The organism is Stenotrophomonas sp. HMWF023 (assembly GCF_003060985.1).
GTDB lineage: Bacteria > Pseudomonadota > Gammaproteobacteria > Xanthomonadales > Xanthomonadaceae > Stenotrophomonas > Stenotrophomonas lactitubi.
The window spans coordinates 12,284-26,000 of sequence record NZ_QAIJ01000141.1; the positions used below are offsets into that span (position 1 = coordinate 12,284).

Below are 13,717 nucleotides of genomic sequence, written 5' to 3' on the forward strand. Positions count from 1 at the left end.
CAGTGCGGTCGCAGCAGCGATGTCGACGTGTCGGCCACCCCGCTGCGCGATGCCGAGCCAGCCGACCCGCATTTCGGCCTGCCGCTGCATCTGGTTGAACCCACCCGCGCCGGCCTGCTCTGGGCCTATAACGCCGAACACCTGCAGGCGCTGCACGACTACGCTGCAGCCACGCTGCGTGAGCACGGCGGTATACGCAACAGTTCGATGTTCTCGCGCCTGCCGCAGTGGATGAAATTGGCGCGGCATCGCGTGTTGCTGCAGCGATCGGTGAAGCGGTTGCAGCGCCGGTTGCTGGGCGAACGCTGATTGCGCATCGGTAGCCGTAGTTGGTAGATGCCGACCTTGGTCGGCGCCGTTGATTGTGTGCCAACCAAGGTTGGCAATTACCAGAGCAACGGGCCGGTAGCGCCGGGCCATGCCCGGTGTCCACGGTGATCCGCCGGGCATGGCCCGGCGCTACCGCTCACAGCAGCCCTTCGCGCTTCACTGCCAGGTAGCGTTCCACCAGCGCTGCGGGCAGCGCATCGGCGGTCACGTCCAGCACCATCACCCGTTCGGCGCGCAGCGCGTCATGCGCCTGCGCGCGCTGCTGCAGGTACAGCGCGGCGGCACCGGCCTGCGCGGCATCCTCGACCGTATGCACCTCGCCCTCCAGCGCAGCATCCAGCTCGCGCTCGCGCAGGCTGGCCACGCACACCAGATGGCGGCGCTGCAGCAGGCGCACGGCAGCAAGCAGGTCTTCGATGTCTTCATCGCGCACGTTGCTGACCAGCATTACCAACGCGCGTCGACGCTGGCGCAGCGATACTTCGGTGGCGGCGGCCAGGTAATCGGTGGCCACGGCCTGTGGCTGCAGATCGTAGCTGGCGCGCAACAGGTGCTGCACCGTGCCCATGCCGCGCTGCGGCGCCACCCAGCGGCGCTCGCCGCCCACCGCGAACAGGCCGGCGGCATCGCCCTGGCGCAGCGCCAGGTAAGCCACCACCAGCGAGGCGTTCAAGGCATGGTCGAAGTGTGACAGCCCGCCTTCGCTGGCCAGCATGCGGCGGCCGCTGTCGAGCATCAGCAGCAGCTGCTGGTTCTTCTCGTCCTGGTACTCGCGCGAGATCAGCTTGCGCGCGCGTGCGGTGGCCTTCCAGTCGAGCTGGCGCAGGCTGTCGCCGATGCGGTACTCGCGCATCTGGTGGAAATCGGTGCCCTCACCACGCCGCCGTTTCACATGGGCGCCCACCAAGCGTGAGGCCTGGTCGGCGCTGAACAGTGCGAAGCGGGTGAGCGGCACGAAGTTGGGATAGACCCGTACCTCCAGCGCCGGTGGCAGCGTGCGTTGCTGCCACCACAGCCGCCACGGCGAGCGGATGCGCAGCTGCACGCCCTCGAAGGCAAAGCGCCCGCGCTGCTGCGGCTGCACGTGGTAATGCAGCGAGCTGACATGGCGGGCCCGCAACTGCACGCGCTGCGGCAGCGATTCCAGTGGCCAACCGCCCGGCACCAGATCGAACACGTGCACGTGCATGGCCTGTTCGCTGTGCAGGCGCAGGCCGATCTCGCGACGCACGCCCAGTGCCAGCGCCTCGGGCACGTCGCGCTCGACGCTGGGCGACGGCCGTCGCCGTTGTCGCCACAGATCAACCAGTGCCAGCACCGCAATCAATGCGCCGGCCAGCGCCCAGCTCCAGCGCGGCAGCAGGCCGCCCAGCACCACGCCTCCCAGCACGGCCCAGGCCCACAGCAACGCCAGCAGCAGCGGCGCAGGCCTCATCGGCGCGGCGCTTCGACCTTGGCCAGCAGCGCACCCAGCACGTCGTCGGCATCCTGGCCTTCGATCTGCAGTTCCGGTGCCAGCGCGATGCGGTGGCGCAGGGCCGGGCGGGCGATGTCGCGCACATCATCGGGGGTGACGAAATCACGCCCGGCCAGCACCGCCTGCGCGCGCGAGGCACGTACCAGGGCGATGCTGCCGCGCGGGCCGGCGCCAACGGCGATGCCCGGCCACTGCCGGGTGGCGGCCACGATGCGCACCGCGTAGTCGATCACTTCGTCATCGACGGTGATCGCCGCGGTGGCCTGCTGCAATGCCAGCAGTTCGCCGGCACCGAGCACGCGCGGCACCTGGCTCAGGTCGAAATCGCTGGCGGCGCGGCCGCTGGTGATTGCCGCGACCATGCGCTTCTCGTCTTCCAGCTGCGGATAGTCGATCAGAACCTTCAGCAGGAAACGGTCCAGCTGCGCTTCCGGCAGCGGATAGGTGCCTTCCTGTTCCAGCGGGTTCTGCGTGGCCAGCGCCATGAACGGCGGCGCCAGGGTGAAGGCCTTGCCTTCGATGGTGACCTGGCCCTCCTGCATCACTTCCAGCAGCGCGGACTGGGTCTTGGCCGGGGCACGGTTGATTTCATCGGCCAGCAGCAGGTTGGTGAACACCGGGCCGCGGCGGATCTTGAAGCTCTCGCTCTTCGGGTCGTACACCGCATGCCCGCTGACGTCGCTGGGCATCAGGTCGGGGGTGAACTGCACGCGGCCATAGTCCAGTTCCAGCGCCTGCGCCAGCGCGCGCACCAGCAGGGTCTTGCCGAGGCCGGGCACGCCTTCGATCAGCACGTGGCCACCGGCCAGCAGGGCGACCAGGATCTGGTCGAGCACGTCGGCCTGGCCGATGAAGGCGTGGCCGACGGCCTGGCGGATGGCGTCGACGCGTTCGATCAGGCGGGCGGTGGCGGCCGCCGGAAGTTCAGGGGCATCGGTCATAGCAGGGATCTCATCTGGAGCAGCAAGCGGATGCGCTCGCGCAGGGCGGAGGAATCATGCGGCGAAGGCGGCGTGAGGGCACTGGTGACACGACTGACCGGCCATTGCAGCACCGCGGCGATGGCCTGGTCACGCGCAGCACCGTCGAGTGCCGCAGCCACGGGTGCACGCAGGCGCAGGCGATGCAGGAACAGCGCCTGCACGGCCTGGTAAAGGCGCGCGCCATGACCGAAGCGCAACAGCAGTTCGCCACTGGCGCGGACGTGTTCCAGCAGCGAACGGCGCTCGATCACCGGGGCGGGCAGGGCACTGCCGAAGCGTTGCGCGCGCGACCACAGCCAGCCGAGGATCGCCAGCAGCAGCGGCACCCACAGCGGCCAGCCCTGGTAGAAGATGCGCGCGCCCAGTGAAGGCGGGCGGCTGCCGTATACCAACCAGACCGTGCCGCGCCCATAGTTGGGGTCGAGCAGGTAGCGTGTCAGGTCGCGATGCGAGAGGTCATGCAGGCCATCGCGGGCGACGGCATCGACTGTGCGGCGGCGCGTTGATGGGTTCGGTCCTTCACCACGCATGACGTCCATGTCGGCCAGCACGTCGATGCGGCCCTTGCCGTGCGGCAGACGTGCGAACACCAGCCCTTGGTTTCCGCCCCAACGGCGCTCGGCCGTGGCGTTGGCCTGGAAGCCCAGGCTGAAGCGCCGGCCGCCGCAGAACTCGACATGGCTCGGATCATCGACCACGTGGAAGGGCTGGCAGTCGCTTTCATGGAACAGGCTGTCCACGCCGATCCTGTCCAGCAAGGGACCCTGCGTACTGCTGGCATCGTCCTCGGCCGGAGGCTGCGTGCGCAGCAGCAGATGGCCACCCGTATCTACCCAATCCAGCAGGGCCTGCGCAGTGCGCGGCGGCATGTCGGCGGTGTCCTGCAGCAGCACCAGCGTATCGGTGGCGGCCAGTGGCATCTGTGCCAGCTCCAACCGCTGCCGGGACTGCACCTCGATGCCGTCGGCGCGCAGGGCCTGGCCCAGCACATACAGCGGGTTGTAGCTCGCTTCGCCCTGCGGCGGCAGCACGACGGTCTCGGTCACCTTTTCGTGCGTGCGCAGGAACAGGATCGTCAGCGGTACCCCGAACAGGACCAGCGCGCCCAGCAGCAATGACCAGAACAGGCGCGGATTCATGCCTGCCACCCGTACTGCTGGCGCAGTGTGCTGGCCAACGCGTCGAAATCGCTGCGGGCAGGCAGGCGCCCACCGTAGGCGGCGTACTGCCACATGCGCACGATGCGCGCGAACAGTTCACGGTCGGTGCTGTCGGTCAGACGCCGCGAGGCACGCAGGCACTGTGCTTCGGTCGCGCCAGGCGGCAAAGCGATGCCGGTGCGCTCCACCAGCGTGCGTACGCTGGCGCGATACAACAGGGCCAGCGCCTGCCGCGGTCGTCCCTGGTCCCACAGCAGGCCGGCCTGGGTCGCCACATCCGGCGGCAGCACCACCGGCATTTCCACCTGTTCTTCGGTGACCTGCGGTGCCTGCTTTTCTTTGCGGCGGCCGGAACCGCGCAACCACGGCAGCCACAGCCGCGCGGTCAACAACAGCACCAGCAGCAGGACACCCAGCAGCCCCCACAGGCCCCATTCGGCGATCCGTGCCAGCCACAGCTGGCCACTCTTGCGTGCCTTGCGGTCGGCGTCGCTGCTGCTGTCCTTCTGCAGATCCTTCTTGTCTTTCTTCTTTTCGGCGGCGTCTTCGATCGGCTTCCATCGGCTGACCTGCCGCCTCGGCCGCTGCAACGGATCTTCGTAAGCGCGGCTCACGGCCTGGCGGAAGCCGGCGGTATCCACCGCCTTGTCGCCGAAGATCACCGCCGGTGTATTGGCCGGATCGTTTTCCGCAGTGGCCACTTCCTCGGTTTCTTCCGCATCCTCGTCTTCATCGCCGCTGGCCGCAGCGGTCTGCCCGGCGTCCGGCGTGTCGGCGTCCTGCGCATGCGCGGGTGCCAACGGCAGCGCCAGGCACAGCAGCAGCACCAATGAAGAGGCCACCGGCAGCAAGCGTTCGCGCAGGCGGCGCAGGGCGATTTCCACGTCCCAGGCTTCCATCTGCGTGCGCCGGTTCAAGTACAGGCCGAAGCCAGCGCCCACGTAGAACGGTCCGATCAGCGCCGCTGCCAGCCAGAACAGCAGGTTGAGGCCAAGCTTGGCCCATGCGGGTGCTTCCACGCTGACCATCGCCCACGCCGCGCGCCAGGATTCGGGCAGCAGTTCCAGGGGAATGAAGATGAAGATGGTTGCGATCGCGCCCACCACCAGCACCAGCTCGAATGCCAGGCAGGTCACGGCCAGCACCAGCGCAGGGCCCGCAGCGCCGGCAGCGACTGCGCGCCGGCGAGCGCCGCGTTGCGCGGGCGCATTGCCCTCCAGCAGGTTGACCGGCAGGCACAGGCTGCGCAGGCCACTGAAACGGCGCCAGCCCAGGTAACCCCAGAAGCCGCTGCCACCCCACTGCCGCTGTGCGCGCAGTGCAGCGCGCGCACCGACCCGTTCGCCGAAGATGCCGCGCGAGAGCACGTACAGCGGCGCGCGCTCGAACAAGGGCTTGCACCACCACATCGCCAGCCAGGCCCAGCCGAAGGCATCCAGCCACCAGGCCAGCGCATTGAACAGCACGAACAACGGCGCACTGGCCAGCAGCCAGCTGCCCCACACACCGCGTGCATGGCGGCGGGCAAGCGCACTGCCCAGCTCCATCGCTTCCCAGCTGCTGCGCGCGCGCAGCACCACGTCCAAGTGGTCAATCCGCATGGCTGCCTCCGCGTCCACCGCGCCACAGCCACAGCAGCACGCCGGCCCACAGCACACCGGCCACGCTGAACTTCACTGCAGCTGGGATTTCGGCGATGGACGACCAGAATGCTTCCACGAACGCTGCCAGCAGCAGCATGAAGGCCACGCCCAGGCACAGCCGTGCGCCGATGCGCCCCCCTTCAACCAGCGCATCCAGACGGCGACGCCGCCCGGGCGCCAGCAGTTTCATGCCCAGCTGCAGGCCGGCACCGCCGGCGATCACGATCGCGGTCAGCTCGAACGCACCGTGGCCGACCACGAAGCGCCAGAACGGGCCGCCATGGCCGATGTGCTGCAGATGGCCGGCCACCGCGCCGATGGTGATGCCGTTGAACAACAGCACCAGCAGCGTGCCCAACCCCGCCAGCAGGCCGCTGGCGAAGGTGCGCAGGGCGATGCCGATGTTGTTCATGATGTAGTAGCCGAACATCATCCAGTCGGTACCGCTGTCGCGGCCCAGGCGCTCGGCGGATGGGTCGTACATGCGCTCCATCTCGGCGATCTGGCCGTTGTCCATCAGCAGGTGGATGCTGTCCGGGTACACCTGCACCAGCACGAAGCAGGCCAGCGCCGGCACCGCGAACATCGCCAGCGCCGCCCACATGCTGCGCGCCTGGCTGCGTACCAGCAGCGGGAAATCAGCGACCAGGAATTCCAGCGCGCGCCGCCAGCGGGTCGGTGGCGTGCGGTACAGCACGCCATGACCGTGCTGCATCAGCTGCTGCAGACGCTGCACCAGCTGCGGGCTGTAGCCGCGTTCGCGGGCCAGCGCCAGCTGCTGGCACAGCCGTCGGTAGCGCTGTGGGAAGCTGACATCGCCGGCCTCCTCTGCACCCGGCTTGCGCCGACGCCGACGCGAGGCACCGGCGCGATGCTGCAGCCACTGCTCCAGGTCATGCCATTCCTGTTGATGGCGGGCGACGAACTGTTCCTGCTTCATCGTCGACCCAGCAACCAGTTGGCCATCGCATACAGACGCAGCACGCCGACCTGGCCGGACGCGCTGGTCAACGGCTCGGCGATGCTGGCGAGCTCCTGCTGGCGCGCGGGAGACAGGCGTGGCGCGCGCTCGGCGAAGGCCATCACCGCCGCCTGTTCTTCAGGCCGCAGCGGTTGTGGCGGGGCCAGCACGCTGTCGATGGTGGCCGGCGGCGGCAGGTAATGCGGTGGCGAATGCACCACCATCGTGCCGGCAACCAGATCGCCCAGGCGGCGGCCATGCGGATCGAACAGGCTGCTGATCAGGCCCAGCGCGTAGCCGAAGGGCAGCATGTCCACGGTGCGCAGCAGATTACGGGTGATCGATGCCATCCAGCCCACCGGTGCGCCATCCTGTGCCAGCACCCGCAGGCCCAGCACGCGCTTGCCGAGCGTACGGCCCCACAGCGCTTCGCAGACGATGGGGTAGGCCCACATCAGCAGGAACATCAGCGCCATGTACAGGCCGCGGCCGAACTCATCGAGCAGGGCCAGCGGAATGGACAGCGCAGTCAGCGCGCCGAAGCGGACGGCCAGGTCGATCAGCCAGGCCAGGGCACGCGGCATCGGTCCGGCCGCAGGCAACTGCAGCGGCACGCCTTCCGGCGTTACCACCTCGCGGTAGGTATCGAGCATCGGCGCGGCCATCAGCGCGATGGCCGCCGAAGTGGGCGCTGGAGTCCTCTCCGGCGTGCAGCCACGGGCATGGGGGTCTCGACGGTTCCTGGTCGGGCCCAGACTTTAGCAGAGCCCGGCCACCGGTGATGCGGCCTCAGCCCAGGTACTCGTCCTTCAGCCGCACGTAGTGGTCGGCCGAATAATGCAGCGACTCGATCTCCTTGTCGCTGAGCGTGCGCGCCGGACGGGCGGGGTTGCCCACCCACAGTTCGCCTTCGCCCACTACCTTGCCGGGGCCGATCACTGCACCGGCACCGACGAAGCCATGGCGCTCGACCCGGGCACCGTCGAGGATGCACGCGCCCATGCCGATCAGGCTGTAATCGCCGATGCTGCAGGCGTGGATGATGCAGCCATGGCCGACGGTCACGCCTTCACCGATCAGGGTCGGGTAGCCGGCCTTGTTGTACGGACTGTGGTGGCTGACGTGGATGATGGTGCCGTCCTGCACATTGGTGCGCGCACCAATGCGGACGAAATTGACATCGCCGCGGATGACCGTGCCCGGCCAGACCGACACGTCGTCGGCCAGTTCGACATCACCGATGATGGTGCAGGCCGGATCGACATACACGCGCTGGCCGAGCACCGGCATCTTGTCGCGGAAAGGGCGCAGCGGGGTCATCGGTGTCTCCAGGTGGGGCTGACACGACGATGATACGCGTTCTGCCGATGCCGACCCCGCGGGCGCCTACCGCGACCGGGATGCTTCATGCATCCGTGTCGACCAAGGTCGACACCTACCAGAGCGGACCGCAAGTAGATCCACGCCATGCGTGGATGGCATTTGCCGATCCCGCGTTACGCCACGCGTCCGCGCCGCGCGCGTTCCAGGTGCACCAGCAACAGCGAGATAGCCGCCGGGGTCATGCCGGGAATGCGCTGTGCCTGGCCGATGGTCTGCGGACGAACGCGCTCCAGCTTCTGCAGTGCTTCGGCCGACAGCCCGCGCACGATGGCGTAGTCGAAATCGCCGGCAATCGGGGTTGCTTCATGCCGCTGCTGGCGCTCGATCTCCTCGCGCTGGCGATCCAGGTAGCCGGCGTACTTCACCCCGATCTCCACCTGTTCGGCCACCTTGCCATCGGCCACGGCCGGGCCGAGCGAGGGCACCTGCATCAGCTGCGCGTAATCCAGTTCCGGACGCTTGATCAGGTCCAGCACGTTGGTTTCGCGGCTGACCGCAACGCCCAGCGTTTCCTGTACTTCGCGGCCCAGCGCATTGGCCGGCGTCGCCCACAGCGCGCCCAGGCGTGTGCGTTCTGCGGCCACTGCGGCCTGCTTGGTTTCGAAGGCACTCCAGCGACGGTCATCAACCAGGCCCATGTCGCGGCCGGCAGGGGTCAGGCGCTGGTCGGCGTTGTCTTCGCGCAGCTGCAGGCGGTATTCGGCGCGGCTGGTGAACATGCGGTACGGCTCGTTGGTGCCGTGGGTGATCAGGTCATCGACCAGCACGCCGAGGTAGGCTTCATCGCGACGCGGGCACCAGCCCTCCAGGCCACGCACCTGGCGAGCGGCATTGAGGCCGGCCAGCAGGCCCTGCGCGGCAGCCTCTTCGTAACCGGTGGTGCCGTTGATCTGGCCGGCGAAGAACAGGCCATCGACCAGCTTGGTTTCCAGCGAGGCCTTCAGCCCGCGCGGATCGAAGAAGTCGTACTCGATGGCATAACCGGGGCGGGTGATGTGCGCGTTGGCGAAACCGCGGATGCTGCGCACCATCTCCAGCTGCACGTCGAACGGCAGCGAGGTGGAAATGCCGTTGGGATAGATCTCGACGATGCCCAGGCCTTCCGGCTCGACGAAGATCTGGTGGCTGGTCTTCTCGGCGAAGCGCACCACCTTGTCTTCGATGGACGGGCAGTAGCGCGGGCCGATGCCTTCGATCTGCCCGCTGTACAGCGGCGAGCGGTGCAGGGCGTCGCGGATGATCTGGTGGGTCTGCTCGCTGGTGTGGGTGATCCAGCAGCTGACCTGCTGCGGATGCTCATCCACCGAACCAAGGAAGGACATCACCGGGCGCGGCGTGTCGCCGGGCTGCTCGTCCATCACGCTGTAGTCCAGCGAACGGCCGTCGATGCGCGGCGGCGTGCCGGTCTTCAGGCGGTCCACCTGGAACGGCCGCTCGCGCAGGCGCGCGGCCAGCGTGGTGGCCGGCGGGTCGCCCATGCGGCCGGCAGCGTACTGGGTCGGGCCGACGTGGATCTTGCCGGCCAGGAAGGTGCCGGCGGTAAGCACCACGGCCTCGGCGTCGAAACGCAGGCCGGTCTGGGTGATGACCCCGCGCACGGCGTCGCCCTCGATGACCAGGTCATCCACCGCCGCCTGGAACACGGTCAGGTTGGCTTGGCCCTCGACGATGGCGCGGATCGCCATGCGGTACAGGTTGCGATCGGCCTGGCAGCGGGTGGCGCGCACGGCCGGGCCCTTGGAGGCATTGAGCGTGCGCCACTGGATGCCGGCGCGGTCGGCGGCGTGCGCCATCGCACCGCCGAGGGCGTCGATTTCCTTGACCAGATGGCCCTTGCCGATGCCACCGATGGCCGGGTTGCAGCTCATCGCCCCCACCGTTTCGATGTTGTGGGTCAGCAGCAGGGTGCGCACGCCGGTACGGGCCGCAGCCAGCGCGGCCTCGGTGCCGGCGTGGCCACCGCCGATGACGATGACGTCGTAACGATGGAAGGAATCGATCATGGAGGCTGTTCAGCAAGGGGGCGGGCGCAGCTTGGGCGCGCGCCGGGGTGGCGATTTTAGCGCCAATCGGGGCAGGGACGCCGGCGCCGGTCGGCTGGCGTCGAAATCAACCCTAAAGTTGGCAGGATATTTGCAGATAACCCAATAGCACCCACCGTGGCTGGCGCCGCAGGCGCTGGTGACCGGAATTGGAACAGGGGCCGGTACAGGCGCACGATGGGGAAGCAGAGGGGCCGGCAGTCGGGGGACTGTCCGGCCCTGTTTTTTTTGCGGCTTCCGGGAAAGCGTCATCCACGCATGGCGTGGATCTACTGTCCCGCGGCGCCCGAACAACAAACGGCCCCGCAATGCGGGGCCGTTCGTCTTCAAAGGTGCCGACATCCGACAGGGCCGGAACAGGGGGGATCCAGATGTTCCTGTCGGATATCGACGCAGAGCTGTTTGGGACGTGCCCTTAACGTTTTTGTCACTTTGTGACGCTGGCCGTCACCACCTGCGTAGATTGAGGCTTGGACCGTGTGAAATGCAAGACGAAACACCCGCAACTGTGAGCTATCTCTCTTGATCCATCGCGCGCCAGGGGGAACTGTTCATCCTCGGCGCACGCGGAGCCGGAGCCGGTCGTGCCTGCGGCGGCGGCGAGGGGCGCTCGACCCGCTGCGCGGGCTGCGACGGCCGACGCATCGAATCCATGTTGCGCCACGGCGAGCCGCCATTGTTCTGGCGCGGCGGCGGTGGCGGACGGTTCTCGCCGCCATTGCCGGGACGCGGTGGCGGGCGGTGGTTGTTGTGCGGCGGGCGGTAGATCGGCCGCTGGTAGTACGGGCCGCCGTAGCCGTAATAGCCACCGCCGTAGCCACCGTAGCCACCGTAATACGGGTAGCCGGCGTCATAGGGGTAACCATTGGGGTAGCGGTACTCGACCGACGGCGCACCGTGGTAGTAACCACCGCTGCGGCCACCGACATAGTCGTAAGTGGTGCAACCGGTCAGGGCCAGCAACAGGCCACCGGCAAGCATCAGGCGCGTTTTCATGATGGGTCCCCCCAGAGGACGGGTATGCAGGCAGCTTCAGCCGCCGGCGTTGAATCAGCCCTTAACTCCGCCGGCCAGGATGAATGGCGGTGTACGCCATCATGCTGGCATGACCGATGGCGCCCTCGCCAGCGCGGAGGCATACGTTAATCTTGCGTCATGAGCGATTCACTGTTGCCCCGCGCTGATGACGTCCTTGCCGCCGCCGCGCGGATCGCGCCCCATGCCAGCGTGACCCCGGTGCTGCGCTCGCGCACGCTGGACGCACTGGCCGGTGCGCGACTGGCGTTCAAGGCCGAGCACCTGCAGCGGGGTGGCGCGTTCAAGTTCCGTGGCGCCTGCAATGCGGTGTGGTCGCTGGATGCCGATCACGCCAGTGCCGGCGTGGTAACCCATTCCTCCGGCAACCACGGCGCCGCCTTGGCGCTGGCTGCCCGCACGCGGGGCATTCCCTGCCATGTGGTGGTGCCCGAAGGGGCAGTGGCCGCCAAGCTGGCCAACATTGCCCGGCATGGTGCCACCCTCTGGCGCTGCCCGGCCACCATCGCCGACCGCGAAGCCACCTGCGCCAAGGTGCAGGCCGATACCGGCGCTACCCTGGTTCACCCGTACACCAACCCGGCTGTGATGGCCGGGCAGGGCACGGCCGCGCTGGAGCTGCTGCACAGCGCGGGTCCGTTCGACGTGCTGGTGGTGCCGGTGGGCGGCGGTGGCCTGGCCAGTGGCACCGCGTTGGCCCTGCAGCACGCCAGCCCGGGCACCCGGCTGGTGCTGGCCGAGCCGGCCGGCGCCGACGACACCGCCCGTTCGCTGGCCGCCGGCAAGCGACAGGAGGCATTTGCTCCGGACACGATCTGCGATGGACTGCGCACGCTGATCGGTGCGCCCAACTTCGCGTTGCTGCAGGCCGCGGGCGCCGAGGTCATCGTGGTTGATGATGCCGCGACCGTGGCGGCGATGCGCCTGCTGTGGGACGTGCTCAAGCAGGTGGTCGAGCCGTCCTCGGCGATCGTGCTGGCGGCGGTGCTTGCGCAGCCTGCGCGCTTCGCCGGCCTGCGCGTGGGACTGGTCCTGTCCGGCGGCAATGTCGATCTGCCTGCCCTGCGTTGGGGAGCGCCGTGAGCCGCGGCCGCCATCGCGAACGTACCGGCCTGCTCGGTTGGTTGTGGCGGTTGTTCGTGCTGCTGGTGATCTGGCTGCTGGGTGTGACCGCCTGGATCGTCTGGGTCGGCGAACGCGACCAGGCCGCCAAGGCGGACGCGATCATCGTGCTCGGCGCGGCCGCCTATGATTCAAAGCCGTCGCCGGTATTTGAAGAGCGCATCCGCCATGGCCTGGATCTGTACGACGCCGGCTATGCGCCACTGCTGATCTTCACTGGCGGTTATGGCGGCACCGGCGCGCGCTTCTCGGAATCGCAGGTGGCGCGGCGCTACGCGCTCAAGCACGGCATTCCCGATGACGCGATCCTCATCGAGACCGCCTCGCGCAATACCGTGCAGAACCTGGTCGAAGCCAAGCGGCTGATGGACCAGCGCAAGCTGCATTCGGTGATCATCGTCAGCGACCCGCTGCACATGGCGCGCGCGCTGCGCCTGAGCAAGGCGCTGGGCATCCAGGCGTTGGCATCGTCCACGCCGAGCACGCGCTTCCGCAGCTTCCATACCAGCTGGCGCTTCCTGGTGCAGGAGATCTACTTCTTCCACCGCGATCTTGTGCGGCCGCCGCTGAGTTCGCCGGCCAACACCTGAGCGGCTGCCGCTGCGCTCGCCGGGCATGGCCCGGCGCTACCCATAACGCGCGCCCGGTAGCGCCGGGCCATGCCCGGCGGCGCCTTCGAATCAGGTCTGCTTGCGCCGGATCGGAATTGCCGACACCGGCACGGAAGCAATGTCATGCCCGCCTTCGCGGATCGGTGCGCCCGGGTCGGGTGCCCAGGCATGGGCGTAGATCACTTCCCAGCTGCTGGGCAGCTTGCCATCGTCACGGCGCATCGGTTCGTACGCCGCTGCGGCTGCCGCAAACCGCCCGCGACCGGTCAACGTATGGCGGCGATCGACCCGTGCGTTGGTCGCACCCATCGCGCGCAGCTCGCGCATCAACGAGGGCAGATCGTCGTAGGTGAGGGTGAACAGGTCGCGGTCGAGTACCGGGTCGCGGAAGCCGGCCATCATCAGCGCATCGCCGAACTGGGCGATCTGCGCGAAGCGGCTGACATGCGGCCGGTCATCGGCGGCGGCGAAGGCTTCATTGAGTTCGACCAGCGTTTCCGGCCCGAAGGTTGAACACAGCAGCAGCCCACCGGGCTTGAGCACGCGGCGGAAACCGGCGAACACCGCGGGCAGGTCATCCACCCATTGCAGGCACAGGTTGCTGAAGATCACGTCCACGCTGTTGTCAGCCAACGGCAGCGCGGTGGCATCGGCGGCCAGGCGCTGGAACGGCTTCCACCAGCCAGCCTGGCGCTTGGCCTGGTCCAGCATCGGCAGTGCCACGTCCAGCGCGATCACCTGCGCCTTCGGCCAGCGCTTCTTCATCAGCGCGCTGGCATGGCCGGTGCCGGCGCCGATATCCAGCACCACCTCGGGCTTGCGCGCCTCCAGGTAATCCAGCGATTCCAGCAGCCGCGACTGCACCTCGCGCTGCAGGGCGGCGGCAGCGTCGTAGCTGGTGGCGGCGCGGGCGAAGGCGCGGCGGACATGGCGGGCATCGAAGTGGGACGGCATTGCGAAAGTCTCTTAT

At 68.2% G+C, this 13,717-nt stretch carries 12 protein-coding genes and 1 pseudogene; 3 read left to right on the forward strand and 10 right to left on the reverse strand.

The features are described from left to right. Positions 1–309 (forward strand): annotated as a pseudogene (locus tag DBR20_RS22780) (hypothetical protein); the annotation flags it as partial. Between the two features lie 157 nt (positions 310–466). On the opposite strand, the gene DBR20_RS07520 reads toward DBR20_RS22780, so the two are convergent. The 9 genes from DBR20_RS07520 to DBR20_RS07565 form a co-directional block, all read right to left on the reverse strand. Continuing rightward, on the reverse strand, positions 467–1,765 hold the full coding sequence (locus DBR20_RS07520) for a DUF58 domain-containing protein (RefSeq protein WP_108265747.1): 1,299 nt from the start codon (positions 1,763–1,765) through the stop codon (positions 467–469). Next, positions 1,762–2,748 carry a MoxR family ATPase gene (locus DBR20_RS07525; protein WP_089237639.1) on the reverse strand — a complete coding sequence of 329 codons (987 nt, stop codon included), beginning with the start codon at positions 2,746–2,748 and terminating at the stop codon, positions 1,762–1,764. Before DBR20_RS07525 ends, DBR20_RS07520 begins: the two co-directional genes overlap by 4 nt. Then, on the reverse strand, positions 2,745–3,929 hold the full coding sequence (locus tag DBR20_RS07530; RefSeq protein ID WP_108265748.1) for a DUF4350 domain-containing protein: 1,185 nt from the start codon (positions 3,927–3,929) through the stop codon (positions 2,745–2,747). The genes DBR20_RS07525 and DBR20_RS07530 overlap by 4 nt, the downstream gene beginning before the upstream one ends. Then, on the reverse strand, positions 3,926–5,551 hold the full coding sequence (locus DBR20_RS07535) for a DUF4129 domain-containing protein (protein ID WP_108265749.1): 1,626 nt from the start codon (positions 5,549–5,551) through the stop codon (positions 3,926–3,928). The genes DBR20_RS07530 and DBR20_RS07535 overlap by 4 nt, the downstream gene beginning before the upstream one ends. Further along, positions 5,541–6,533 carry a stage II sporulation protein M gene (locus DBR20_RS07540; protein WP_108265750.1) on the reverse strand — a complete coding sequence of 331 codons (993 nt, stop codon included), beginning with the start codon at positions 6,531–6,533 and terminating at the stop codon, positions 5,541–5,543. The genes DBR20_RS07535 and DBR20_RS07540 overlap by 11 nt, the downstream gene beginning before the upstream one ends. Further along, entirely contained in the window at positions 6,530–7,219 is a 690-nt protein-coding gene (locus DBR20_RS07545; RefSeq protein WP_108265751.1) for an RDD family protein, read from the reverse strand. Before DBR20_RS07545 ends, DBR20_RS07540 begins: the two co-directional genes overlap by 4 nt. Positions 7,220–7,343: 124 nt before the next feature. Beyond that, positions 7,344–7,874, reverse strand: a complete 531-nt coding sequence (locus DBR20_RS07550; RefSeq protein WP_100462071.1) for a gamma carbonic anhydrase family protein — start codon at positions 7,872–7,874, stop codon at positions 7,344–7,346. A gap of 176 nt (positions 7,875–8,050) precedes the next feature. Then, entirely contained in the window at positions 8,051–9,940 is a 1,890-nt protein-coding gene (gene mnmG, locus DBR20_RS07555; RefSeq protein ID WP_108265752.1) for a tRNA uridine-5-carboxymethylaminomethyl(34) synthesis enzyme MnmG, read from the reverse strand. Between the two features lie 552 nt (positions 9,941–10,492). Beyond that, positions 10,493–10,975, reverse strand: a complete 483-nt coding sequence (locus DBR20_RS07565; RefSeq protein WP_100553937.1) for a hypothetical protein — start codon at positions 10,973–10,975, stop codon at positions 10,493–10,495. 159 nt (positions 10,976–11,134) lie between these two features. Between DBR20_RS07565 and DBR20_RS07570 the strand changes: the two genes are divergently transcribed. Both DBR20_RS07570 and DBR20_RS07575 read left to right on the forward strand, forming a co-directional pair. Continuing rightward, the gene (locus DBR20_RS07570) at positions 11,135–12,097 is read left to right on the forward strand and encodes a pyridoxal-phosphate dependent enzyme (protein ID WP_100553936.1); all 963 of its coding nucleotides are present in this window, start codon (positions 11,135–11,137) and stop codon (positions 12,095–12,097) included. After that, positions 12,094–12,726: a YdcF family protein gene (locus DBR20_RS07575; RefSeq protein WP_099819815.1), complete on the forward strand. Its 633-nt coding sequence runs from the start codon at positions 12,094–12,096 to the stop codon at positions 12,724–12,726. Before DBR20_RS07570 ends, DBR20_RS07575 begins: the two co-directional genes overlap by 4 nt. A gap of 90 nt (positions 12,727–12,816) precedes the next feature. Here the strand turns inward: DBR20_RS07575 and bioC are convergent, their stop codons facing one another. Beyond that, positions 12,817–13,701 (reverse strand): malonyl-ACP O-methyltransferase BioC, encoded by an 885-nt coding sequence (gene bioC, locus DBR20_RS07580; protein WP_100553935.1) that lies wholly within the window; start codon positions 13,699–13,701, stop codon positions 12,817–12,819. Between the last annotated feature and the right edge of the window lie 16 nt (positions 13,702–13,717).